This is a genomic window from Pigmentibacter sp. JX0631 (assembly GCF_029873255.1).
In the GTDB taxonomy this organism is placed as follows: Bacteria; Bdellovibrionota_B; Oligoflexia; order Silvanigrellales; family Silvanigrellaceae; genus Silvanigrella.
This window is the reverse complement of the sequence record NZ_CP123622.1, coordinates 3,102,201-3,125,049: the sequence shown is the minus strand read 5'-3', so window position 1 is coordinate 3,125,049 and position 22,849 is coordinate 3,102,201. Positions and strand designations below refer to the sequence as shown.

Here is a 22,849-nt window from a genome sequence, read left to right as displayed (position 1 = left end):
TAAACTAAACGTTATTTTGTTTTTTCTTGCTGCTCCGAATGTCACTTTCAACTGCGGCAAAAGGTGCCGATAAATTCAGTACCTGCGGATAAACAGTGGACAATAAAAAACGTACTCCAGTAATGTAACTATTTCCCGCTTTTCCTCGGCCAATGCTTGGTAACAAAGGATTTAATTCAATAGTTGAAGTGTTCCAAAGTATTGAAGGAACGCTTGAACGTTGACGAATTTCATAAACTTCTTCTACAAATTGAGAATGTACACCCAAGCAACGGGTAGCCCCTAAATCATCTAAAATATTGATCATCTCTTGTCTGTCCTGAATTGCAATCAGACAAATATCAGGGCCAAAAAAAGCGTTCGATGCATAAATACTTTTTAATACTTTATCCGAACGCATAAAATGAACACCTGGTGAGACAAAATAACCATTCCCATTATTATCAATTGGTTTACCCCACCTTAAGGTATCATCTGATTCTCTAGCTGCTATGCCCTGGAACCTTAAAAATCTTTCCCATGAGTTTGAACTACATAAAGGTTCCATTACATGAATATCTGAACGGGTTAAATCTTCGCGCGCACCTATTGGCATAGATTTCACAGCACTCACTAATTTGTCCTGAAATTCAGAAAATATCTTTTGGTCGACAAAGACTAAATTTGTCGATTCTAATCTTTGCCCCGCATCCAGAAAGGCTCCATACACAATTTTAGATATCGCAGCAGAAATGTTTGCTGTTTCTGTTACGTAAGCAGCATTTTTTCCACCTCCACACAAAACCAAGCGCGCATTTTGTTGAGTCGAAGTATCTCTTCGAATTTGTTCCAAACTTTCTTCCCCGCCAGTGTATAAAATAGTGTCAAATTGATGTGTAAGAACAAGTCGACGAAAAACTTCAAAATCACCATATACAATTTGCACAACTCCAGGGGGAAATGATGCCTGATGAAACCCACTTGCAAGCAAAGAACCCGATAACAAACAATGTGATGAAGGACGCATACAAACAGCATTCCCTGCAGCTAAAGCTGGTAATACACTGCTTAGTAACGTATAAACGGGCAAAGCTATATTAGAAGAAACAAGAACTAAACCCAAAGGAGCGTATTGCCACTCCCAACCTTCTTCATCTCTCTTTACAGATAAAGCTTGCTTACAAAATTCAGGTAACGCAGCAAATAATTTTTCACACAAGGACCACTCTTCTTCAACCGCAACCTTTGAACGTGCCAGCTCGAGCATCATGTTACTTTTAATTTCATCCGCATTTTCTTTTAAAAAGCCAATTACTTTTTTTAAATAGGAAAGTCTTTCATCAAGTGAAGTTAAGCGGAATTTTTTTTGCGCAGTTTTCATTCCTTGCAAAACTGGATCGACAAGTTCTTTGCTCCAACTTGCTGTTGCCAAAATGTCTGAAGGATTTGCTGGATTATTTACAGAAAAAATATGTTCTGTTTTAGTTGTTGAATGAAAATTTCCATTAATATAGGGAGGAATCAGATTTAATTGTATAGCCATTTGAATATCCTCATTAAGTGAGTTGAGCACTTAAATGGAGGATAAGATTTTTAATACCTTAAGGTCAAGAGAAGATGACAAATTATGCTTTAATTGTGAAAAAGGTATCCACTGCAGTTCAGAAAATTTAAACTGTTTTTGGAAAATTTTTTCTGTTTTACTATTAAAATTAAAATCATTTACAAGTATAGCTGTTCCAACAATTTTATGGTGGGTTATACTATGTTTGAATTCTCCAGTTAATTTAGTAAAAGAAAAACCCATTTTTTTAATTGCATCCAATGAAATTTGTATTTTTAAGTTTTCATTGGAACTTATTAAAGGAAATCCTATAGTTTTCGCTAAAAAACCTTGCTCTCTCATTATAAGGAGAACCTCATCAGATGAGATTTTTTTAAAAATAACTGCAACAATATTTTCTTCTTGACTATTTTTCCTAGGTTTTACAGGTGGACATAATGAAACTGTTTCTTTATTAAAAGCTTGGCAATAATGTTTAACAGGACATATTTCACAGGTAGGATTTTGTTTTTTACAAACAGTCGCACCTAAGTCCATCATTGCTTGGTTGAAATCACCAGGACTTTCTATTGGTATCAATTGATTAACGTAACGATGAATATAATCTTGTCCCTGTTTATCCCAAACATTGGCTTGTAAATTTAGTAAACGGCTTACGACTCTGACAACATTTCCATCAACACAGGCAACTGGTTCGTTAAAACATATGCTTGCAATAACGGAAGCAGTATAAGGTCCACAGCCTGGAACCTTAATCCATGAAGAATAATTTGTCGGAAAAGTACCTTGAAATTCATCTATAATAAATTGAGCGCCTTTTCTTAAATTACGGGCTCTAGCATAGTAGCCTAAACCAGCCCATAATTTTCTGAGTCTTTCATCTTCACAAAAGGCTAACGATTTTAAATTTGGTAGTTCCTTAATAAATTCTTTATAACGAGGCAAGACAACAGAAAGAATTGTTTGTTGACTCATAATCTCACAAATCCAAGTGTGATATACATTAATATTTTCACGCCAAGGAAATGGTCTTTTATTAACATTGTACCAATCTAATAAATCTTTTGAAAAATTCTTCATATTGAAAAACAAACACAAATCAACAGTTGTTATTTTGTGTTTATTATATATTTCCTTGTTCATTCATCACTTCATTAGATGAATGTGCTTTATCTCCAGAAGATTTTCTTGGACGACCGCGTCTCATGGATTGTTTTAATTTATCTAATTTACTTGGACGACCACGTTTCTTTGGAGTTTTAACAACAGCCTTCTTTGGACGACCACGTTTCTTTGCTGATGATTTTGTTGGACGACCACGTTTCTTTGCTGATGATTTTGTTGGACGACCACGTTTTAAAGTTTTTTTCTTAGAACTTACTTTTTTTGCTGTTTTTTTTCTTACAGCTTTTTTTGCTGACTTTTTAGCTACTTTCTTTTTTGCAGCTGTTTTTTTAACTGGTTTTTTTGCAACTTTCTTTTTCTTTACAGAAGTTTTTTTTGCAACCTTCTTTGCACTCTTCTTTGCAGACGATTTTTTTGCTCCAGCTTTCTTACGCTTTGTTTCAGCCATAAAACAGACTCCTTTCAATTTTTATTTTTAACCGTACACAATACCACGGTCCAGTCTTAATTTAACTCATGCCAAAAAAAATTGGTAGAGGCAATACCATTTTTTATTTATTTTTATTAAGAAATTATTTTATCATGATAGACAAGGATATCTTTGTTCTAGAAATTTTTTTGGAAAATTTTAAAGATCATGAAATAATTTTTTTAAGGGGAAGAAAATTATGAGTTCTATTTTTACTTCTGAAAATAAAAATCAAATACTAGGTCTTATATATGATTTACCTAGGAAACTAGAAAATACACAAAATATAATTTTTCCTGATGACGCATCTGCTGAGTGGGAGACAAAAAATACAATCGATAAAATTTGTGAAACTTGGAAAGAACTAGGTTTTTCTGTAATTCTTTTTCCTTTAGATTCCAGTTTTCTTCCAAAATGGTCTGATTTTAGTTCCCAATGTACTTTAATACATAGTTTAGTGGAAGGTTGGGGATCACTTGCACGTGAAGGTTGGATACCTTCATTGTGTGAATTATCAGGAATTCCATTTATTGGATCTGATCCTTATGCTCAATCTGTTTGTATGAGTAAAACCCAACTTAAATTATTATGTAATTTATTAAAAATTCCAACTTCACCATTTTATATAATTAAAAATATTAAAGACTTCCGTAAAATTCCAACAAAATTTTTTAAAGAAACACATTTTATTAAACCAGACGGAGAAGGTTCTGGCATGGGAATTGATGCTAGCTATTCTATGTCCAATTCAAAATTAGAAACTTATGAGAAAGTGAAAGTACTCTTGGAAAAATATCCAGATGGGGTTTTATTAGAAAAATTTCTTTCTGGAAGGGAATTTACTTCAGGAATAATTGGAACACCTGGAAAAGTTTTACCAATTGCTGAAATTGAAGTTGAAGATAAAATTTATGGCTTAGCAAATAAATCTAAAGAGCATATGGGTGAAAAAGTTACTTTTCCTAAATTATCCAAAAAAAATGAGAATATAATTAAAAATAGTTCTGAAATTTTATTTCAATACTTAAATTTGAAAGATCTTGTTCGATTTGATTGGCGATGTGATGATAAAGGAAATCCTTACTTTTTAGAAGCAAATACATTACCTGGCATCTCTTATTATTATAGTGTCCTTCCCTTAATGGCTAAAGAAATAGGAATCCAATACAAAGACTTTTTAGCAATATTGGCAGAATCAGCATTAAGTAGAGGATTAAGTAGAAATTTATGGTATGGAAAAACAAGAATAAAAAAAACCTTTAAATGATCTTATCACTTAAAGGTTAATATTGTAATAAATGAAAAATATTAATATTTTCCAGTCGCTACTAAACGAGTCAATTGAACCATACGATTACTAAAGCCCCACTCATTATCATACCAAGAAAGAACTTTTACCATATTTTCACCAATAACAGTTGTATATTCAGCATCAATTGTAGAACTGTTTGGACACCCATTATAGTCACAACTTACTAAAGGTTCTTCAGAATAACCTAAAATACCTTTTAAATATGATTCAGAAGCTGCTTTTAAAGCTGTATTAATTTCAGATGCAGTAACAGATTTTTCTAATTCAAAAGTAACATCAACCAATGAAACATTAGGAGTTGGTACACGAACAGCAAATCCATTTAATTTACCAGCCAAAGATGGTATTACTTCTGAAATAGCTTTAGCTGCTCCAGTTGATGTTGGAATCATACTAACAGCAGCTGCACGCGCTCTTCTTAAGTCTTTGTGTGGTAAATCTAAGATGTTTTGATCATTTGTATAGGAATGGATAGTTGTCATTAAACCTTTTTTAATTCCAAACTTTTCATGAATTACTTTTGTAAATGGCGCTAAACAATTTGTAGTACAAGAACCATTGCTTATAATATGATGTTTTTGTATATCGTACTCAGAATCGTTAACACCAATCACAATAGTTTTATCAATAGATTTTCCAGGAGCACTTAAAATAACTTTTTTTGCTCCACCTTTTAAGTGTGCAGATGCTTTATCGCCTTCAGTAAAAAGTCCAGTACACTCTAACACAATATCTACACCATGATTGCCCCATGGAATTTCTGCTGGATTACGAATTGCAGTAATTGGTATATTTTTACCATCTATTATTAAAGCATTTTCTTGACAATCTACAGTTTGTTCCGCTTTTCCATGCACAGAATCATATTTATATAAGTGTGCAAGAGTTTTAGCATTTGTTAAATCATTAATCAAACAGACTTCAATATCTTTTTCATTTTTTAATGCTCTTAGTACACAACGGCCAATGCGACCAAAACCATTGATCCCTATTTTAATAGTCATGAGTTACCTCCAAGTTAAAATGTTTGGCTTCATGAAAGCCACAAACCCACTTACCTTATTTTCAGATAGAAGTAAGAAAATGGACTTTTTTGTTATCCAAAAAAAATAAAGTTTCTGCAAGAATTAATGACGAGAATCGATATGGGGGGAGTTTATTAATTCTAAAAATTCTTCTGCCGTTTGACAACCCTGAAAATTTTTACCAACACAATTGCAGCCTGATATTTTAATAGGTTGTGATAATACTAAGTGTAATTTAGTAAATAAGCATTCTTTAAACTTACAATTTTCAAATTCTATCCCCTGAATGTCACAATCTTCAAATTCACAATCAGAAAAATCCACACTATTGAAATTTATTCTAGTAAGCCGACTCGTTTTAATTGTTAACTCAGAAAAATCAGATTTTATTAATTGATTTTCAGTAAAATCTGACTCAAAAATACTTACATCCGAAAAAGTAGTTCTGGAAAATTTATTGTTTTCTAATCTTGCTTCTTGAAGAGTAACATTACTTAGGCGAGCTAAACTATACGTTGATAAACAAAAATCCGTTTTTATCACAGCCAACTCAGAAAATTGAACTGCTGTGAATTTATTATTCCGAACTTCGGAATGATCCGAAAAATCAACACCAAACCACTGCGAACCAACAACTTGATTTTCTTTTACTTGGCTATCAGAACTGACATGAAGTGCACGAAAGACTGAGAGTTTAGCATCAAGACCAACAATATTCGGAGAAAATCCTATTGGTTGAAAATTACTAGAAATATTTTCTTGAATTTTTTCAATTTGCGGCATATTTTCCGATATTTGTTGAACTAAATTGCTTGAAATTTTAAGTAATTCTTCTAAATTAACAGTTTTTTTAAGTTTTTCAAACGCAGTTTTTAATCCCTCTTGAGATTCCTCTTTTTGAATATCAAAATTATTTGAATAACTATCACTATCACCTTTATTTCTATTTGTTTTCTTTAATACATAATTTTTTTCTATCAATAGCCTAGCTTTTTCAACATCCATTTTTCCTTTAGCCACAGCTTTAAGGATGGAATCAAGTTCAAACATACTTTATTGTCCTTTGTCTAATTTTCTAATGAGTAAAAAACTCAAAGATAAAACTAAAATATTCATCATCCAAGCAGCTAAAAGAGGATTTAAACTTCCCTTTATTGCAAAACTTTTTAAAACCAAGTTACCAAACCAATATACTAATGCAGTAATAATACAAATAACAATTCCGATATATTTTTCTTCTTGCCTTTCTTTTTTTAAAGCAAAAGGAATAGTCAAAAAAACAAATAAAATATTTGCAAATGGCAAACTTATTTTTAAATACAAATCGACTATTCTATCAGAAACATTTGCGCCCGCTTCTTGCGCATCTTCAATTACTTTCTTTAATTGCCAGTAACTTAATTGATTTGAATCACTCGTGTCTTTCAATACCTTAGGTGGCGCAAAATCAATGTTTGTTACGTAATATGATTTGACTTCAATTTTAGCTAATTGATAATGAGAATCAAAATTATTTATAATAACAGATCTTAATACCCAATTCCCAATATTTTCATCAAAATAAGCAGACTTTGCATGAACAATTTGCCGCAAATTTGTGTTATCTGTCTTAAAGAATTGAACTTCATATAATTCTTGTTTGCTTTCATCATAGCGCTGAAAATAAAGAATTGTTCCTTTAGACTTCAACCATTTACTTTCGGTAAAAACATAGTCATTTTTTTTATTGCCTTCAATTTCAACATTTCTAACGCGCAAAAAATTTGTTGAACTTACTGGTTGGACAAACTCATTTAAAAAAAACTGGCCTGCTGTAAATAACAAACCTACTGAAACTAAAGGAATAGAAATTCTTAACATAGACATACCTGCAGCTCTTAGTGCGGATATTTCTCCATGTTTTGCTAGTAACCAATTTGTAACTATTCCCCCAATCAATACAGCAAATGGCATCAATTGAATAGTAATAGTAGGTACCTGCCATAAGTAATAATAAAACTTTACTTTTGCTGAAATAGTACGTCCATCAAAATAATGCTGACTTTCTTCCATATAAGTCAAGATAAAATAAATTGATAATGAAAAGATTAATATACTTAGAATACTTTTTAAGTATTGTGTAGCGATGTACCACCAAATTCGCATTATAGTCTCTTTCTTTTAAATCTGAAATCTTCTTGAAGAAAGGCAATAAAACCTGTTGATGGAGGATGCTTTAAACGCCATCGTAACAATAAAATAATAATAAGTATCAAAATAAAAGGCGTAGCAACTAGCATTAAATAAGGAGGTAAAATAAAATTTAAAGATAGTTGTTGGCAAACAGAAATTGTAGCATATAAAGCAAATATTACCAATCCAACTCCTAAATAAACACCAAACTGTTTTCTTCTGGGATCTTGAATACCTAAACAAATCCCAATGATTGGAAGAAATATAGTTGAAATAGGAACTGAAATTTGTTTAAATATGAAAATTAGCTTTTCTATTATTTTGATATCTTTATCCCAGTCTAAATTTGAGTCCATTTCTTGGCTTAATTTATTGAAATAATCCCTAGGATATAATTGATTTGAGTTTTCTATTTGATTCATTTCAATTTTAAACTTATCTTTAAAAGTATTAATTAATGAAATGTGCATATCAGAAAAATGCGTGATAGTCCAATCAGTAACTTTAGGAAAATGAATGAGATCATTCTTGTTGAATTCTTTTTGTGGAAATTTAAAGTGTTCATCTTTTTTAGTTAAATAATATGCTAAATTATGTTCAGCTAATTTACCTGAATAACCTGTCCCAGTTTTTAAAGAAAATATATAATCAGGAAATCCTTCGTTAGATTTCTTTTTTAATTCTCCCTCTTTTGATTGCACAATAGAGTAGTAATTATAAGAATTTGTTTTAAGTCCAATAAAAACATCCTGAAAATCTGTTTTATCATCACTAACTTTATTTAAAAACATAACTAAATTAACATTATCTGAATTTGCAAAAGCGTCGTTGATAAAACTTTTTTCTCGAATAGAATTTTTAATCATCGCTTCAACAAGTTCTCTAGATTGTACCCATTTAAACTTTTCAAACTGTCTGTTTGAATAAGGTTCAAAAAAAAGAGCACTAAATAAAGAAATTAACATTACTAAAAAACCCAAAATAGTAGGCATTCTAGCTAATCTTAAGACACTAACACCGCTCGCCATCCAAGCTTCTAACTCCCTATCAGCTGCCATTCTGGTAGTTACTATTGAGCAAGCGAGCAATAATGAAATTGGTACAGTAAATTTAATGATAGAGGGAAAAGAATAGAGCAATAACATTAAAAATGTAGTTGCAGTATCAGGTGCAGAAAACAGCACCTGAGCATAGCGCGGAATTTTAGCCATCATCATGATAGAACTGAGGCTTGCCGTAATTACAAACGTCAGAGACACTATTTCATTAGCGAGCAACCTGTCTAATTTATGATATCCGATCATTTACTACTCTACTGCTGAAAACATACCAAGAGTATTATATCCACAATCTACATGGAGGACTTCGCCTGTAACACCAGAAGAAAAGTCAGACAGTAAGTATAAAGCTGAACGCGCTACATCTTCGGTGGTAACATTTCTTTTAAGAGGCGAATGCTTTTGAGAGTTATCAAGCATTTCCTTAATTCCTGGAATTGCACTTGATGATAAGGTGCGTATAGGCCCCGCGCTAATAGCGTTTACCCTAATACCTACTTCACCAAGATCATAAGCTAAATACTTTGCACAAGATTCTAGTGCAGCTTTAGCTACTCCCATAACATTATATCTCGGAACAACTTTTTCTGCTCCGTAATATGACATAGTGATAACGCTTCCGCCTTTCTTCATCAAAGGTAAAGCAGCACGGGTAACAGCAAGCAAAGAATAAGCTGAAATATCTAGAGTAGAAGCAAAAGATTCTCTAGTTACAACCATAAATTTATCTTTTAAATTTTCTTTTTCAGTAAAAGCTACGGAATGAATGATAAAATCAATTCCATCCCATTCTTTTTGAATGTGTTGATAAAAATCGGATATTTGCTCGTCTTTTGTTACGTCGCAAGGCATTACGAGAGCATTTGGCAGATCTTTAACCAATTCTCTTACCCGTTTTTCTTGAGCATCTCCCAAGTAATTAAAAGCTAATTGAGCGCCCTGTTCAGCGCATAATTGAGCACAAGCCCAAGCTATAGACTTGTTATTTGCTACTCCAAACACTACTCCACGCTTTCCAGCAAGAATGTTTGCTTGAATCATTTCCTTCCTCCAATGTCAAATGATGCGAAAAAACAAATTCGCCGAGCCTTGAGCCTACTTGCATCTTGCGTTACAAACAAGCCGCTGATAGCCTTTTTAATGGGAGGAATTTATGGATAACAACATATCAAACATGAAATACGAAAAAAGATTAATCGATAATGCTACCTGCAAAAGGCGTTTTCATCTCGTATTTGAAAAAGGAAGCCCGAAAAATCCTGAGGTTACAGCTAAGTGCCCTCATTGCGGGGTTGTCTTATTTCATGAAAAAGATCATCCCACTGTAATGATCGCTCGCGACGAAAATCTTGTGAAAAGTCCTGACGGAACTGAAACCATAATTTATGACTGCAAGTTTGATAGATAGTTATTTAATTGAAAACACTTTTATTCTTGCCATACTTTCTGTTACGGCAATTTTTTTCTCGGGTAAAATAACTTATTTTACAGCATTTTTCTTTAATATTTTGCATTGGAAAAGCATTCTTTTTCCTTTCCCAATATTTATTTTTAATAAATTTTTTCACGTATTAAGAGTAGCTGCTGATAAAATTCCTTTTATTACTCTTTCTATTGTTTTAGCTGAAAAACTTGATTTATCTTTATTTTGGGCTGGTTTATTCACCATAATTGCTGGAGTTTTAAGATTAGCTTCTACATATGATTGGCGAAATATTCTCCCTAAAATAAAACGTTGGCGTTTTGAATTAGGTATTAATTATGATCCGCTAACAAAGGAAATGGAATTTGGGGATAAAAATTTTAGATTATCTTTGCTTTCACATTTAGCAAAACCTAATCACTTCAATAAGTTTGATATATCTAAAACAGATTTTCGTTGTTACGTTGCGCTAGCATTACTTTTTTTTAGTTTGCATTTTTTCCCGCACGGAGGGGCTTATCCAAAATTAGAAATAATTGCTCTAGTTTTAATAATGTGGTGTTGCTTAGATGCTCTTAAATGGAATTTAAAATTACACCATAAAGCAGATGCTTACACCGAAAAATATCAAGAATCATTAAAATTATTTTTGGGAATATTTTATCAAAGAACTTTATTTTTTGTTTTTTTAATATTCGCTTTATATTTTTTCTCTATAAATCCAAAATTAAATTTTAATAGATACCATATTGCTGCGTTAATTTTTTTCTCAATTTTTTTAAATAAATTTTTAAGAATTTGGAATGAAGCTCTCCTAACGAAACAGAATTTACAAAAAGAATATTACCCAGCAAGCTATCATAGAGAACACATGTTTAAATTTGAAAATGCTCGTATTTGGAGAGATATAGGTGCACAAAAAGGAGAAGCTGTAAATCCTTTAGTACGTTTAGTAATGTTTAGAACAATGTTTGAACTATCAGAAAGAAGTTTTTTTCTTGGAATAATTAATCATTTAGATATAGTTTCAGCAATATTCTTTTATGCTGTATTAATCAGCTGAGAAACTTATGCAGTCTTTTTCTTTTTCTCGCCGTAAATGACATTTTCTGTTTTATCAACTATATCTGTTAAATGCTGACTTGCATTAGAAATTTCTTCTGTAGCTTTTAAAGAATTTTCTGATTCACCTGTATTTTTAAAAGCTAACTGGTCAAGTTGCCCCATTGCATTAGCTATTTGTTTCACACCAATTTCCTGTTCTTTAGTTGCATCTGAAATTTGCCCCATTTGCAAATTTATATCTTTAACACCATTCACAATATCTGAAAAAGCTTCTGCAACCTTTGCTGTCCTTTTTTGTCCTTCTTCCACTTTTTGTATAGTTTGAACTAATATCCTTTGAACTTCTTCTCTACTTTTTTGCAGTAAAGTTTGAATTTCACCTGAGGATTTTCCGCTCATATGCGCTAAGTTACCAACTTCTTCTGCAACAACTGCAAATCCTTTCCCGTGTTCACCTGCCCTTGCAGCTTCAATTGAAGCATTTAATGAAAGCAATTCTGTTTTTGAAACAATTTCATTGATAACTTTTGTTTTAGATTCAATTTCATTAATGATAATTTCTATTTCTTTTAACTTAGAACTAGCTTCTTGAATCCCCTTCATTGATGAAATAAGATCTTTCATTGAAACTTCACCTTGTTCTGCTTTCCCTGAAATAGAATTAGCTAAATCAGCAGAATTTCCAGTCAATTGAGTTGTCTTTCCAATCATACTTGTTATCTCTGAAATTGCTGCCGCTGTTGTTTGAATAGAAGTTTCTTGTTCTTTGGAATATTTTTTTACACTACTACTTGAGACTTTTAATTCATCACTTTTTTGCATGAGTCCTTTTGAAGCATTTATTAATGAAAGACAGACTTCAGAAAGCGGTTTTACTACTGAATTTGCAAAGTAAATACCAATTGATATAAAGGTAATAATACAAAATACGCATGCAAAAAGTAGAACTTCTAAAAATTTTGTCATCGAGGTTGAAACATCATCCATGTATAAACCTGTTCCTACTATCCAGTCCCATTCAGGAAAATAATGAATGTAAGAAAGCTTTTTAGTTGGTACTGTGGATCCTGCTTTAGGGAACATATATTCAATAAATCCAGTACCCGACTTCACGGCTAAATTAGCTATCTCTACATATAATTTAAATCCAGTAGGATCTTTAAATTCAGACATATTTTTACCAGAAAGTTCTGGTTTAACAGGATTTAAAACTTGGTATGCCTTGGTATTAGTAATAAAAATATATTCATTTCCGCCATATCTAATTGTATTAATAACTTCTTTTGCTCTATTTTGAGCCTCTTCTTTCGACATTGTTCCTTTTTTTTCTAGTTCAATAAAGTGGGCTGTAACAGTTTTCCCAACCTGAACAATATCTTGTAAGATATCTTTTTTATTATGCATGAGTGATTCCCAATAGATATTGGAAATCCAAACTAAGAAAAGAGTAAAAATCATGATAGAAAGCAAACTGTTTAAGATAATTTTAAATTTAATCCCTTTTTTACCCAGCATAAAATACCCTTCAAAAATAGGCATATTTCACAATCGGGTTTTTTTATTAGAAAGATAAGAAATTTTATATAATTCTTTTAAATCATATATTTATGCTGTTTTTTTTCTAAAACCAAAAACTACATTTTCAGTCTTTTCCACAACTACTTTTAAATTGCTACTTTCATTTTGAATCACATTTGTTACTTCTAATGATTTTTCAGATTCAGTGGTATTTTTTAGCGCTAATTGATCTAGTTGCCCCATAGCATTCGCAATTTGCTTTACACCAATTTCTTGTTCTTTCGTCGCATCAGAAATTTGTCCCATTTGTTGATTAATATTTTTAATTCCTTCCACAATATTTATAAATGATTCAGATACTTTTGCTGTTCGATTTTGTCCATCAGAAATTCTTGACAAAGTTTCTTTTAATATCTTTTGCACATGTTCACGACTTTGTTGCAATAATGTTCTTATTTCATCTGAAGATTTTCCACTTGTGTGCGCTAAATTTCCAACTTCTTCCGCTACGACTGAAAATCCTTTTCCATGTTCGCCTGCACGCGCCGCTTCAATTGAGGCATTCAAAGATAAAAGCTCAGTTTTGGCCACAATTTCAGTAATTACTTGGGCTTTACTTTCTATTTGATTAATAATGCTTTCTATTTCTTTTAATTTGGAACTTGCTTCATATATTGCTTGCATAGAAGAAATCATATTTTTCATTGATATTTCTCCTTCTCCTGCTTTTTGGGATATATCATTCGCAAGTTTTGCTGAATGCGTTGTGAGCTCAGTTGTTTTTCCAATCATGCTTGTGATTTGTGAAATTGCTGCGGCAGTCATTTGAATAGATGATTCTTGTTCTTTTGAATAGTTTTTTACTCTACTACTAGACTCCTGTAATACAATGCTTTTTTCTTGTAATTCAATCGATGATTTTAGCAATGAATGACAAACTTCTTTTAAAGGTTTTTGAACTGAAGAAGCAAAAAATATTCCAATAATAATTAAAGAAACAATACAGATAAAACAATCGATTAATAAAACTTTAATAAAATAATAAAGAGCTGCATAAGCATCATCAATATATAAACCAGTTCCTACAATCCAATCCCAATCTGGAAAATAATTTATATATGATATTTTTTTAGTCGGAGTAGTAGAACCCGCTTTTGGAAACATATATTCAATATATCCAGTACCTGAAGCCATTGCTACTTTTGCAATTTCTACATATAATTTCAAACCAGTAGGATCTTTGAACTCGGACATATCTTTTCCGGTAAGTTCAGGTTTCACGGGATTTAATACTTGATACGCTTTAGAATTTGTAATAAAAACATATTCATTTCCTGAATATCTTATGGCATTAATATCAGCCTTTGCTCTTTTTTGGGCTTCTTGTTTACTTAATGCTCCTTTTTTTTCTTCTTCTGTATAATACTTAACAACTGTTGATGCAACTTCAACTATACTTTGTAATTTTTCTTTCTTACTACTTAGGAGTAAATTCCAGTAAGTAATAGTCAACCAAACTAGAAATATTGAGAAAATTAAAATAGAAATAAAACTATTAAGCAATATCTTATATTTAATCCCTTTTTTCTTAAACATAATCCACTCGCAAATAATGTTAGTATTGCTAAATTATAGTGAACTATACAAAAAGAAGCAAAAGTTACGCTTTTATTGCTGCATATAGGTTTCTGTTGCAGAACCAATCATTTCAAAATAAGTTTTTGTAAATTTGTTGGCGCTTTCAGATATAATAAATTTACCAATAAGCCAGACAGGACCAAACGACATTTTTGCTTTTTTTCCACTTGCCATTTTTACATGAATAATTTGATTTGGTGGGGGTGGTGGAACATGAATACAAGCCATAGGTGTCGGTACAAAAAGAAATTCTTGAACAAAATCTTGATTATCTTCGAGTGGAATAATAAAACCAGGAATTTTTATTGTAGTTCCATTTATTTTTTTTAGTTCTTGAGGAATATCTCCAGATTTCAAATCTAGGGATTGGAGATCTTTCCAATCGATATTCGTTACTTTATTCATGCTTATTTCTGCATTAATAGTTTTAGCAGTCTCTTTTGTAAAAAAAGCAACTAAAGCAAAACCTATAGAAATCCCTGCGACGGAAATTATGACTATTTTATAAATCAACTTCATTTCACCCTCGCAAAAAAATTCAAGTCTTCGTCCCCATTTACTGTACTCAAATTAAAAACCATCGTAAATAGCAAGAGGATTGAAGAGTGAGGCTTATGGAAACTGAATTTGTAAAAAAATGTGAAGAATTTGCTAAGAAAAACTTTTTGTTATCTAATTTAAGACCAGCACAAAAAGAAGTTCTTTCATTAATTCACAATAAAAAATTTGTCTTAGCAACTTTACCAACTGGAGCAGGAAAAACATTACTATACTCCCTTCCTGCATTATTTTTTGAAGAACAACCGGTACTTGTTATAAGTCCCTTAATTTCATTAATGCGTGACCAAGAAAGACGAATGGAATCTGCGCAAATTTGTTCAGCAATTTTTACTTCTGAACAAACTGAAGAAGAAAGAAAACTTGCTTGGAAGAAAGTAAAAGCAGGAGAAGCAAAAATTATTTTCGCATCTCCTGAGAGATTTGTATTGCCTTCTTTTTTAAATTCAGTGGTAAAACTAAATTTAAGTATGGTTGTTGTAGATGAAGCACATTGCGTTGTTTCATGGGGACATCAATTTAGACCAGAATATGCCGAAATTGGAAAAATTTTAACTAAAATAAATCCTCCAAGAATCCTTGCTCTTACTGCAACTGCAAGTAGAAATAGCAGGCAAGACATTATTAAAAAAGTTTTTCCTAGCGTCACTGAAGTATTTGAATACACGTCAAATCCCATTGGACAAAATATTATAGTAGAAAGTAAAAGAGTTTTTTCTACGGATGAACAATGGGATAGTCTAGAAAGCATTATTGACGATAGCTCTTCAAAAAAAACTTTGGTTTATTTTCAAAGTAGAAAGCTCTGTGAAGAGGCTACCCGAAAATTTAAAAAATTAAAAATGAATGCGATAACCTATCATGCTGGTCTTGGAAAACAGGAAAGAAAATATGCAGAACAGTATATTCAAGAAACTGATAAAAAAGTAGTTATATGTGCAACGACGGCTTTTGGGATGGGAGTGGATATTGCCGGAATTCAACTCGTCGTAGTGTTTGGATTCCCAAGTAACATAGAAGAGTTTTTTCAAATGCTAGGTCGCGCTGGTAGAAGTGGAGAAATTTCGCATGGCGTTTTACTCTGGACAGGTGCTGATCCCATTCGCAGATCCTATCAATTTAAAGCTTCTTTTCCAGAACCTTCAATATTTTTAGAGCAATGTTCTCAGTTTCTTAAATATATGCCTTCTCAATTTGGTGAAAGTCTCTTTGTCACAAAATCGGAATTATTGCTCAAAGTAAAAACTAAAAAAGTAGAAAATAAAGAAAAAACCTTGGAAAGTATTTTTGCGGGAATGCGCATATGTCAAGTTTTGGAGGATACAAGAATAGGAGAAAATTATTTTTCTCTTAAACTAAATCAGTCAAAAACTTTTGCAGACATATTAACAATCCTACCAGAAGGAGTTACAAAAAGAAAAAAAGTTTTAGATGGGGTAACAACTTTAGTAGAATCAAACTGGATGTTAATAAAAGGAGCACAAATTGTTCTATCCTATAAAATGCTTCAAGATGCTTGCGAGTATTCAGAAGAAACTTGTGAACAAGTTTTTTTATACTATCAAGAACAAAAAATGTTAACATTTGTTAAAATAAGTCAGGATGATGCAAGGAATGGTGTAATCTTAAAAAATGGCTATGTACATTTACAAAAAGAAATACCTAGATATATTTCAGCACGTAGCCATTTTCATGCAAGCTTGCGTGAACTTGAACACCTATCCACAGCTACATCATGTAGACTTGCAGATAGTTTTGAATTCTTTGCTTCACGAAAAATTCAAGGAGCTTCAAAAGGTCTTTGGCGTTGTATGCAATGCGATATATGTATCAGAAAGAGGACGGAATGAAAAAAATAAAATCCACGGATACAAGAACTTCTCTTACGCAAAATTTATTAGCAATAAGAGAAAAAGAATTCCCAGCAAATTTTAAGATCCAAAAGACATCATTGTTATTTCGTCGTCTCACAACTGATGAAGTTTATCGTTCTTGTGAAGAAAAGCTTGTTGAAACTGAAAAACTTAAAAAAATGGAACCAAATTACGACATCATCTCACAAGTGAGGGCAGTAAGAGCCATTAATTTAGGACTAGGTATACAAAAACCTGGATACAATATTTATGTTGCAGGGGTTCAAGGAACTGGAAAAACAAGTGTTATAAGAACTTTCTTGAAAAAAACAGCTGAAAAATGCTCGACTCCAGGAGACTGGATTTATGTTTACAACTTTAAAAATCCAGAATCACCGCATGCTATGGAACTCAAAACAGGAATAGCTAAACGCTTTAAAAAGCAAATGGATGAGTTAATGGAGCAATTAACTGTTGAGCTTGTTGATGCTTTTCAATCAGAAGAGTACGAAACAAACGTGAATTCTACAGTGAATGTTAGCAATGAAAAAAAAGCAAAATTATTTAGTGAATTAGAAAAAGCAGCTAAAGCCAAAAACTTTGGTGTGAAATCAACTCGAATGGGAATTGTTACCGTTCCAATAGTTGAGGGCAAACCTTTAAGCGAAAAAGATTATTCTGATCTAAATGAAGAACAAAAAGAAAAAATAGAATCAGAAAGAAATTTATTAGAACCTGAAGTATTAGATTTTGCAAGAAAAGTAAGAGCAATTGAAAATGAAACCAAAAATAAATTAGAAGAATTGCAATCTGAACTTGGAGATTATGTTGTTAGCCAAGCATTAATTCCATTTTTAAAAGAATATGAACACGAAAAAAATGTTTTAGAATATCTCGATGAAGTTAAAAATCATTTGCTAGAAAATTTAAATGATTTTTTACCTGACGATGAAGACGGTGAGGGAGAAGGAGAAGACACTGTAGCTCCTTCTTCTTATCACCTAAAAAAAGGCGATCCACATTTGCCTTATCGCATCAATGTTTTTGTTGATAATACAGAAATAAAAGGTGCACCAATTATTATAGAAAATAATCCAACTTTTTATAATTTATTTGGAAAAATTGAGAAAAATATTGAGTATGGAGTTTACACCACCGACTTTAAAATGATTAAAGCCGGATCCCTTGCAAGAGCAAATGGTGGTTATTTGGTTTTAAATGCCTTAGATGTTTTACGTGCACCTCATGTTTGGGACACTTTAAAAAGAGTCATGAAAAATCAAAAATTATTTATTGAAGACTTAGGCGAACAATATAGTATTCTTGCGACTAGTGGCTTAAGACCTGAGCCAATTCCCCTAAATGTAAAAATTATTCTGATTGGATCTGATTGGATTTATAGAATGCTTTATCAACATGATGAAGATTTTAATAAAATTTTTAAAATTAAAGCTGATTTTGATGCTCAAATGGATCGCTCACAAAAAACTATCCATGATTATGTAGAATTTATTTCTACCCGTACAAAAGTTGAGAATTTATTACCTTTTGATGAAAGTGGTATTGCAGCAATTATAGAATTCGGTAGCAGAATTGTTGATGACCAAGATAAATTAACAACAAGATTTAGTTTAATAAAAGATATTACAATTGAAGCAGATTATATTGCAAAAGAGCAAAAAAGTAAAAAAGTAACAAGAAAAGATGTTGAAAAAGCTATCGAGGAACGCTATTCACGTTCATCAGCAATTGAAGATCACATCATTGAAATGTTAGAACGAAAAGACATTATAATTTCTACTAACTCTAGACGGGTAGGTGAAATAAATGGACTAGCTGTTTATTCTTTAGGTGATTTATCATTTGGCGTACCCACAAGAATTACTTGCAGAACTTACAAAGGTAAACCAGGAATACTTAATATTGAGCGAGAGGCTTCTTTATCAGGAAAATTACACAATAAAGGTGTTAGTATTTTAACAAGTTGGATCAATGCAACCTTTGCAAAAAAACAAGCAGCACATATTGCAGCTACTATTTGTTTTGAGCAAAACTATAATGGTGTTGATGGAGATTCTGCTACTTTAGCAGAATTGTGCCTTGTACTTTCTTCGATAGCTAATATCCCAATAGATCAGGGTATCGGCGTAACTGGATCAGTAAATCAATTTGGGGAAATCCAACCTATTGGTGGAGTTAATGAAAAAATCGAAGGATTTTTCAAAACTTGTAAATTACAAGGATTAACTGGAAGACAGGGTTGTATTATTCCTGTGCAAAATATTAAACATCTCATGCTTAATCGAGATGTACGCGAAGCAATCGAAAAAGAACAATTTCATATCTGGCCTGTAGCAAAGGTTGAAGAAGCTTTTGAATTACTTACTGGTTTTACCGCTGGAAAATGGGAAGAAAAGAAATCACAATTTGAAGATGGTACAGCATTTCATACTATATATAAAATTTTACATGAAAAAGTTAAAAAAACTCCAAGTAAAAGAACAACTGCAAAGAAATCTCCTCCAAAAAAGAAAGTAACACGTAAGAAATAATTATGAATTTAAAGAGTAAAAGACATCTAACATTACAAAATTTATTTGAGTTGAAAAGAATTTCTTCTATTCAAGAAAGAGTTTCTTCAGGAAGAGTCTTTTATAAAGAAAATATTCTTGGACTTACTGATGAAACAGGAATTCTTTGGCCGATTGGAAAACATGATTATTTGCTAACCTATACTTTAAATTCTGGTGATTGGATTTCTTTTAAATGCAAAATAAATAAGATTGAAGAACTTTCTAATATTGGAGATGAAAATTATTTTTTCCAAATTAATGAAATAATTGATGTTGTAGAGAACAAAAGCGAATGGATTAATTCTAAATTAGATTCTCCTCTTCCAAATGAAAAAGAATTACAAAAACTAGTTATTTCAACCCATCCTTTTATTTCAAATTTTTTACCTAACAAAACAAAGAAAAGATTCCAACTTCTTAATAAAAGAAACAGAGCTTTGGAAAGAACTTATTCTTTTTTTAAAAATAGGGGTTTTTTTAATATTGAAACACCAACCTTAGTACCAAGTGGTGGTGTAGAAGTTTATTTAAATTCATTTAATACGTCTTATATTGATCATCGGAACAAACCTTGGCCAATCCAATTGCCGACTAGCCCTGAATTTGCGCTTAAAAAAATTTTAACAGAAGGAGTAGAAAAAATATTCCAATTGTCAAGAGCCTATAGAAATAACGGGGAAGTTGCCAAATTTCATGAACCTGAATTTATTATGCTTGAATGGTATCGAGCTAATGCAAATTTAAGTGACATAATGGAAGATACGCAAAATCTTGTTAATGTTTTAGCTGAATTGTTAGGATCAACAAAAGATCTCCCAAAACAATGGCCTGTTTTTAGAGTAGATGATTTATTCAAAAAGCAGTTAAATTTAAATTTAGATCATTTACAAGATAGAGATCAATTTTACGAGCAAGCAAAAAATCTAAGTCACTCAATAACTATAAAAGATGATTGGGATACAATATTTTATAAGCTGTTTATGGAAAAAATAGAACCTTTTTTGTTTACCCAAAAAGCTTGTTTCGTTAGTCATTATCCTATTCAAATGTGCGCACTCGCCAGTCAAGAAAAAATAAAAGCGGCTGACGGTAAAATATTAAAAAAACCATATGTTGAAAGAATGGAAGCTTATTTATTTGGAACCGAAATTTGCAATGGATACTTTGAATTAAATGATTCAAACATTTTTCAAGAACGTTTTGCAACAACCCAAAAGTTGCGGCCAGATGTTTTGATGGATTTTGGTTTTAAAAATGCAATGTTATTTGGTTTACCAAATTGCGCTGGAAATGCCCTTGGTATAGACAGAGTTATTGCCATTTTACTAGATTTGGACAATATTTCTTCTCTGTATCCCATTCCTTTTTTAAGTCAGTTTCCCCCTGATACCGTTGCTTGGGAATAATATAGTGCCAAATTTTGTTCTCCAATCAAAAAGCAGTCTTAATATTCTGAAATGTGTTATGCTATATTTCTTGAAGTACTCTGTTTTTAAGATGGATGCGAATGAATACAAATAATACTTACCCCTCAGTTTTTTCAAAAAGATTCCAAACTTTAGCGCGTTGGGTTGTGGTTGTTGTTCTTTGGTTGATCATTGCCTCAATCGCAATTGGTAAGGCTGGTATTTCAAATTTTATGGAATTACTGAATGAAAAAGAAATTTTAGTACAAACAATCATGGAACTCCAAATTCAGAATCAAAATTTAGAAGAAAAAATTGCAAATTTAAAAACTTCTCCAGAAAAACAGGCTCGTTACCTTAAAGAAAATTTTGGGTATATAGAACAAGATGAATATATTTTCCAATTTAGCAATAAAAATCCTTTTGAATTTGGCACAAAAGAGAAAAAAACAGAAAAAAATTCAATTATTTCTGCTGACGTACCATAAAAAAAATTCGATTACTTTGGCTTATGTAACATGATTTAAAAGAATATTCTTTTTATCTAGTACAAAAGTTTTGTTTCTATATTTGCCTTTTAAAGGTAAAAAATTTCAAACTGAAATAAATGAGCTTCGAATACGACCGATTTATTAAGTATGCAAAGTGCTGTAAATATATTTTATATTTTTTAATGTTTATTTAATTTAAATAACTTTATTACTTTTAAGCGCTGGGCATCATGTTCTACAATAGGTTTTGGATATTTCAAATTAAGGGCAAATAAACTATTACTATACTTAAATGGAGCATGAATTTGTTTATCATCACAATTGATTAATTCTGGACAATATTGTCGAATAAACTTCCCACTGGGATCAAATTTTATTGATTGTGATTCGGGATTAAAAACACGAAAATACGGTTGCGCATCACAGCCAGTGGAAGCACTCCACTGCCATCCCCCATTATTAGATGATAAATCAAAATCTAATAGATTTTCTGCAAAATATTGTTCACCTTTTTTATAATCAAGAAGTAAATCTTTTGTTAGAAAAGATGCAACAATCATTCTTAACCGATTATGCATCCAACCAGTTTCTTTAAAACAGCGCATAGCTGCATCTATTACAGGAAAACCAGTCATCCCATTTTTCCAACGGTCAAAATATTCTTCATTACTATCCCAATGTAATTTAGAGTACTCTTTTTTAAATGTACTACGTGCAGCATACGGAAAATGGTAAAGAATCATTTTATAAAATTCTCGCCAAATAAGTTCGTTCCGCCAGACTTCTGCTCCTTTAGATAGAAATTTGTCAGAAAATGCAAAAGCTTCACGAATAGATAACGTACCAAATCTTAAATGCATAGAAAGGAATGAAGTTCCTGAAAGATGGAAAAAGTCCCTATTTGTATCATAATCATTTATTTTTTTGGCAAATTTTTCTAAGTAATTTAAAGCATTTTTTCTACCAGGCTGAACATAGATATCAGTTGGTTTAAAATGAATAGCTGCAATATTCCAAGGAAAAACATTATTTTTTAATTCCTCTTTATTTACAATTTTTTGAATATTATAAGTATATTTAATAAGATTATTTTGCGAAAACTGCTTTACCCATTGGTTTTTATATGGCGTAAATACTGTGTAAGGTTTATTATCTTTTTTTAATACTTCATTTTCTTCAAATATTACCTGATCTTTACATAATTTAAACTCAATACCTATTTGTTGCAATTGAAGTTTTACTTTTTCATCTCGTTCAATGGCACTAGGTTCATAATCTTTATTAGCATAGACACATTGAATTTTAAAAGTTTTTCCAATTTTAGGAATTTCTTCTATAGGATTCCCATAAACAACATATAAAGATTTTCCCTGTTTTTCTAAAAATTCATTTAACTCAAGCAGAGATTGATATATAAAATAAACCCTTTTATCTTTTTTATTTGAAATTTTATTTAATATATTTGTATCAAAAACAAATACAAGAATAACATTTTGGGATGATTGACATGCATCATGCAATGCTTTGTTATCTTCCAAACGAATATCTCTCCGGAGCCAAACTAAAGAAGTTTGAAAAGTCATAAAGTCCTCTATGAATATATTTAAAAAATAAGCAAAG

19 protein-coding genes are annotated in these 22,849 nt (G+C 31.4%); 7 read left to right on the top strand and 12 right to left on the bottom strand.

The window, feature by feature from the left end:
* Positions 1-4 precede the first annotated feature (4 nt).
* The 3 genes from QEJ31_RS13540 to QEJ31_RS13530 are packed head-to-tail and all read right to left on the bottom strand — an operon-like array spanning position 5 to position 3,116.
* The gene (locus QEJ31_RS13540) at positions 5-1,522 is read right to left on the bottom strand and encodes an aldehyde dehydrogenase (RefSeq protein ID WP_280590909.1); all 1,518 of its coding nucleotides are present in this window, start codon (positions 1,520-1,522) and stop codon (positions 5-7) included.
* 30 nt (positions 1,523-1,552) lie between these two features.
* Entirely contained in the window at positions 1,553-2,686 is a 1,134-nt protein-coding gene (locus tag QEJ31_RS13535) for an A/G-specific adenine glycosylase (protein ID WP_280590908.1), read from the bottom strand.
* Complete coding sequence (locus QEJ31_RS13530; RefSeq protein ID WP_158997489.1) at positions 2,667-3,116, bottom strand: histidine biosynthesis protein HisIE; 450 nt, start codon at positions 3,114-3,116, stop codon at positions 2,667-2,669. The genes QEJ31_RS13535 and QEJ31_RS13530 overlap by 20 nt, the downstream gene beginning before the upstream one ends.
* A gap of 220 nt (positions 3,117-3,336) precedes the next feature.
* On the opposite strand from QEJ31_RS13530, the gene QEJ31_RS13525 reads away from it, so the two are divergent.
* A complete protein-coding gene (locus QEJ31_RS13525) occupies positions 3,337-4,404 on the top strand; it encodes a hypothetical protein (protein WP_280590904.1) in 1,068 nt (355 codons plus the stop codon).
* 41 nt (positions 4,405-4,445) lie between these two features.
* Here QEJ31_RS13525 and gap read toward each other — a convergent pair whose 3' ends face one another.
* The 5 genes from gap to QEJ31_RS13500 all read right to left on the bottom strand — a co-directional run bounded on the left by gap (position 4,446) and on the right by QEJ31_RS13500 (position 9,745).
* Positions 4,446-5,453 carry a type I glyceraldehyde-3-phosphate dehydrogenase gene (gene gap / locus QEJ31_RS13520; RefSeq protein ID WP_280590902.1) on the bottom strand — a complete coding sequence of 336 codons (1,008 nt, stop codon included), beginning with the start codon at positions 5,451-5,453 and terminating at the stop codon, positions 4,446-4,448.
* A 123-nt stretch (positions 5,454-5,576) separates the two neighbouring features.
* Positions 5,577-6,524 carry a pentapeptide repeat-containing protein gene (locus QEJ31_RS13515; RefSeq protein WP_280590898.1) on the bottom strand — a complete coding sequence of 316 codons (948 nt, stop codon included), beginning with the start codon at positions 6,522-6,524 and terminating at the stop codon, positions 5,577-5,579.
* Between the two features lie 3 nt (positions 6,525-6,527).
* Positions 6,528-7,619 (bottom strand): LptF/LptG family permease, encoded by a 1,092-nt coding sequence (locus QEJ31_RS13510; protein ID WP_280590896.1) that lies wholly within the window; start codon positions 7,617-7,619, stop codon positions 6,528-6,530.
* Positions 7,619-8,950 (bottom strand): LptF/LptG family permease, encoded by a 1,332-nt coding sequence (locus tag QEJ31_RS13505; protein ID WP_280590894.1) that lies wholly within the window; start codon positions 8,948-8,950, stop codon positions 7,619-7,621. Before QEJ31_RS13505 ends, QEJ31_RS13510 begins: the two co-directional genes overlap by 1 nt.
* Positions 8,951-8,953: 3 nt before the next feature.
* The gene (locus QEJ31_RS13500; RefSeq protein WP_280590892.1) at positions 8,954-9,745 is read right to left on the bottom strand and encodes an enoyl-ACP reductase; all 792 of its coding nucleotides are present in this window, start codon (positions 9,743-9,745) and stop codon (positions 8,954-8,956) included.
* A gap of 112 nt (positions 9,746-9,857) precedes the next feature.
* On the opposite strand from QEJ31_RS13500, the gene QEJ31_RS13495 reads away from it, so the two are divergent.
* Complete coding sequence (locus QEJ31_RS13495; RefSeq protein ID WP_280590890.1) at positions 9,858-10,112, top strand: hypothetical protein; 255 nt, start codon at positions 9,858-9,860, stop codon at positions 10,110-10,112.
* Entirely contained in the window at positions 10,090-11,190 is a 1,101-nt protein-coding gene (locus tag QEJ31_RS13490; protein ID WP_280590888.1) for a hypothetical protein, read from the top strand. The genes QEJ31_RS13495 and QEJ31_RS13490 overlap by 23 nt, the downstream gene beginning before the upstream one ends.
* Positions 11,191-11,195: 5 nt before the next feature.
* Here the strand turns inward: QEJ31_RS13490 and QEJ31_RS13485 are convergent, their stop codons facing one another.
* From QEJ31_RS13485 to QEJ31_RS13475, 3 genes are all read right to left on the bottom strand, one after another.
* Entirely contained in the window at positions 11,196-12,596 is a 1,401-nt protein-coding gene (locus tag QEJ31_RS13485; RefSeq protein WP_280590887.1) for a cache domain-containing protein, read from the bottom strand.
* Between the two features lie 201 nt (positions 12,597-12,797).
* Complete coding sequence (locus QEJ31_RS13480; RefSeq protein ID WP_280590885.1) at positions 12,798-14,306, bottom strand: cache domain-containing protein; 1,509 nt, start codon at positions 14,304-14,306, stop codon at positions 12,798-12,800.
* Between the two features lie 72 nt (positions 14,307-14,378).
* Entirely contained in the window at positions 14,379-14,867 is a 489-nt protein-coding gene (locus QEJ31_RS13475; protein ID WP_280590882.1) for a DUF3299 domain-containing protein, read from the bottom strand.
* A 95-nt stretch (positions 14,868-14,962) separates the two neighbouring features.
* Between QEJ31_RS13475 and QEJ31_RS13470 the strand changes: the two genes are divergently transcribed.
* The 4 genes from QEJ31_RS13470 (at position 14,963) to QEJ31_RS13455 (ending at position 21,226) form a co-directional block, all read left to right on the top strand.
* Entirely contained in the window at positions 14,963-16,756 is a 1,794-nt protein-coding gene (locus tag QEJ31_RS13470) for a RecQ family ATP-dependent DNA helicase (RefSeq protein WP_280590881.1), read from the top strand.
* A complete protein-coding gene (locus QEJ31_RS13465) occupies positions 16,753-19,311 on the top strand; it encodes an AAA family ATPase (RefSeq protein WP_280590880.1) in 2,559 nt (852 codons plus the stop codon). Before QEJ31_RS13470 ends, QEJ31_RS13465 begins: the two co-directional genes overlap by 4 nt.
* 2 nt (positions 19,312-19,313) lie before the next feature.
* Positions 19,314-20,738 carry an amino acid--tRNA ligase-related protein gene (locus QEJ31_RS13460; protein WP_280590879.1) on the top strand — a complete coding sequence of 475 codons (1,425 nt, stop codon included), beginning with the start codon at positions 19,314-19,316 and terminating at the stop codon, positions 20,736-20,738.
* A 101-nt stretch (positions 20,739-20,839) separates the two neighbouring features.
* Positions 20,840-21,226 (top strand): septum formation initiator family protein, encoded by a 387-nt coding sequence (locus QEJ31_RS13455; RefSeq protein ID WP_280590878.1) that lies wholly within the window; start codon positions 20,840-20,842, stop codon positions 21,224-21,226.
* A gap of 182 nt (positions 21,227-21,408) precedes the next feature.
* On the opposite strand, the gene QEJ31_RS13450 is transcribed toward QEJ31_RS13455, so the two are convergent.
* A complete protein-coding gene (locus tag QEJ31_RS13450) occupies positions 21,409-22,812 on the bottom strand; it encodes a deoxyribodipyrimidine photo-lyase (protein WP_280590876.1) in 1,404 nt (467 codons plus the stop codon).
* Positions 22,813-22,849 lie beyond the last annotated feature (37 nt).

What these genes read in the sequence shown, in the direction of transcription:
- QEJ31_RS13490 (WP_280590888.1), top strand. Translation starts at nt 10,090, where the DNA reads ATGACTGCAAGTTTGATAGATAGTTATTTAATTGAAAACACTTTTATT.
- QEJ31_RS13475 (WP_280590882.1), bottom strand. Translation starts at nt 14,867, where the DNA reads ATGAAGTTGATTTATAAAATAGTCATAATTTCCGTCGCAGGGATTTCT.
- QEJ31_RS13505 (WP_280590894.1), bottom strand. Translation starts at nt 8,950, where the DNA reads ATGATCGGATATCATAAATTAGACAGGTTGCTCGCTAATGAAATAGTG.
- QEJ31_RS13465 (WP_280590880.1), top strand. Translation starts at nt 16,753, where the DNA reads ATGAAAAAAATAAAATCCACGGATACAAGAACTTCTCTTACGCAAAAT.
- QEJ31_RS13495 (WP_280590890.1), top strand. Translation starts at nt 9,858, where the DNA reads ATGGATAACAACATATCAAACATGAAATACGAAAAAAGATTAATCGAT.
- QEJ31_RS13500 (WP_280590892.1), bottom strand. Translation starts at nt 9,745, where the DNA reads ATGATTCAAGCAAACATTCTTGCTGGAAAGCGTGGAGTAGTGTTTGGA.
- QEJ31_RS13525 (WP_280590904.1), top strand. Translation starts at nt 3,337, where the DNA reads ATGAGTTCTATTTTTACTTCTGAAAATAAAAATCAAATACTAGGTCTT.
- QEJ31_RS13450 (WP_280590876.1), bottom strand. Translation starts at nt 22,812, where the DNA reads ATGACTTTTCAAACTTCTTTAGTTTGGCTCCGGAGAGATATTCGTTTG.
- QEJ31_RS13515 (WP_280590898.1), bottom strand. Translation starts at nt 6,524, where the DNA reads ATGTTTGAACTTGATTCCATCCTTAAAGCTGTGGCTAAAGGAAAAATG.
- QEJ31_RS13535 (WP_280590908.1), bottom strand. Translation starts at nt 2,686, where the DNA reads ATGAACAAGGAAATATATAATAAACACAAAATAACAACTGTTGATTTG.
- QEJ31_RS13470 (WP_280590881.1), top strand. Translation starts at nt 14,963, where the DNA reads ATGGAAACTGAATTTGTAAAAAAATGTGAAGAATTTGCTAAGAAAAAC.
- QEJ31_RS13540 (WP_280590909.1), bottom strand. Translation starts at nt 1,522, where the DNA reads ATGGCTATACAATTAAATCTGATTCCTCCCTATATTAATGGAAATTTT.
- gap (WP_280590902.1), bottom strand. Translation starts at nt 5,453, where the DNA reads ATGACTATTAAAATAGGGATCAATGGTTTTGGTCGCATTGGCCGTTGT.
- QEJ31_RS13455 (WP_280590878.1), top strand. Translation starts at nt 20,840, where the DNA reads ATGAATACAAATAATACTTACCCCTCAGTTTTTTCAAAAAGATTCCAA.
- QEJ31_RS13510 (WP_280590896.1), bottom strand. Translation starts at nt 7,619, where the DNA reads ATGCGAATTTGGTGGTACATCGCTACACAATACTTAAAAAGTATTCTA.
- QEJ31_RS13530 (WP_158997489.1), bottom strand. Translation starts at nt 3,116, where the DNA reads ATGGCTGAAACAAAGCGTAAGAAAGCTGGAGCAAAAAAATCGTCTGCA.
- QEJ31_RS13480 (WP_280590885.1), bottom strand. Translation starts at nt 14,306, where the DNA reads ATGTTTAAGAAAAAAGGGATTAAATATAAGATATTGCTTAATAGTTTT.
- QEJ31_RS13485 (WP_280590887.1), bottom strand. Translation starts at nt 12,596, where the DNA reads ATGCATAATAAAAAAGATATCTTACAAGATATTGTTCAGGTTGGGAAA.
- QEJ31_RS13460 (WP_280590879.1), top strand. Translation starts at nt 19,314, where the DNA reads ATGAATTTAAAGAGTAAAAGACATCTAACATTACAAAATTTATTTGAG.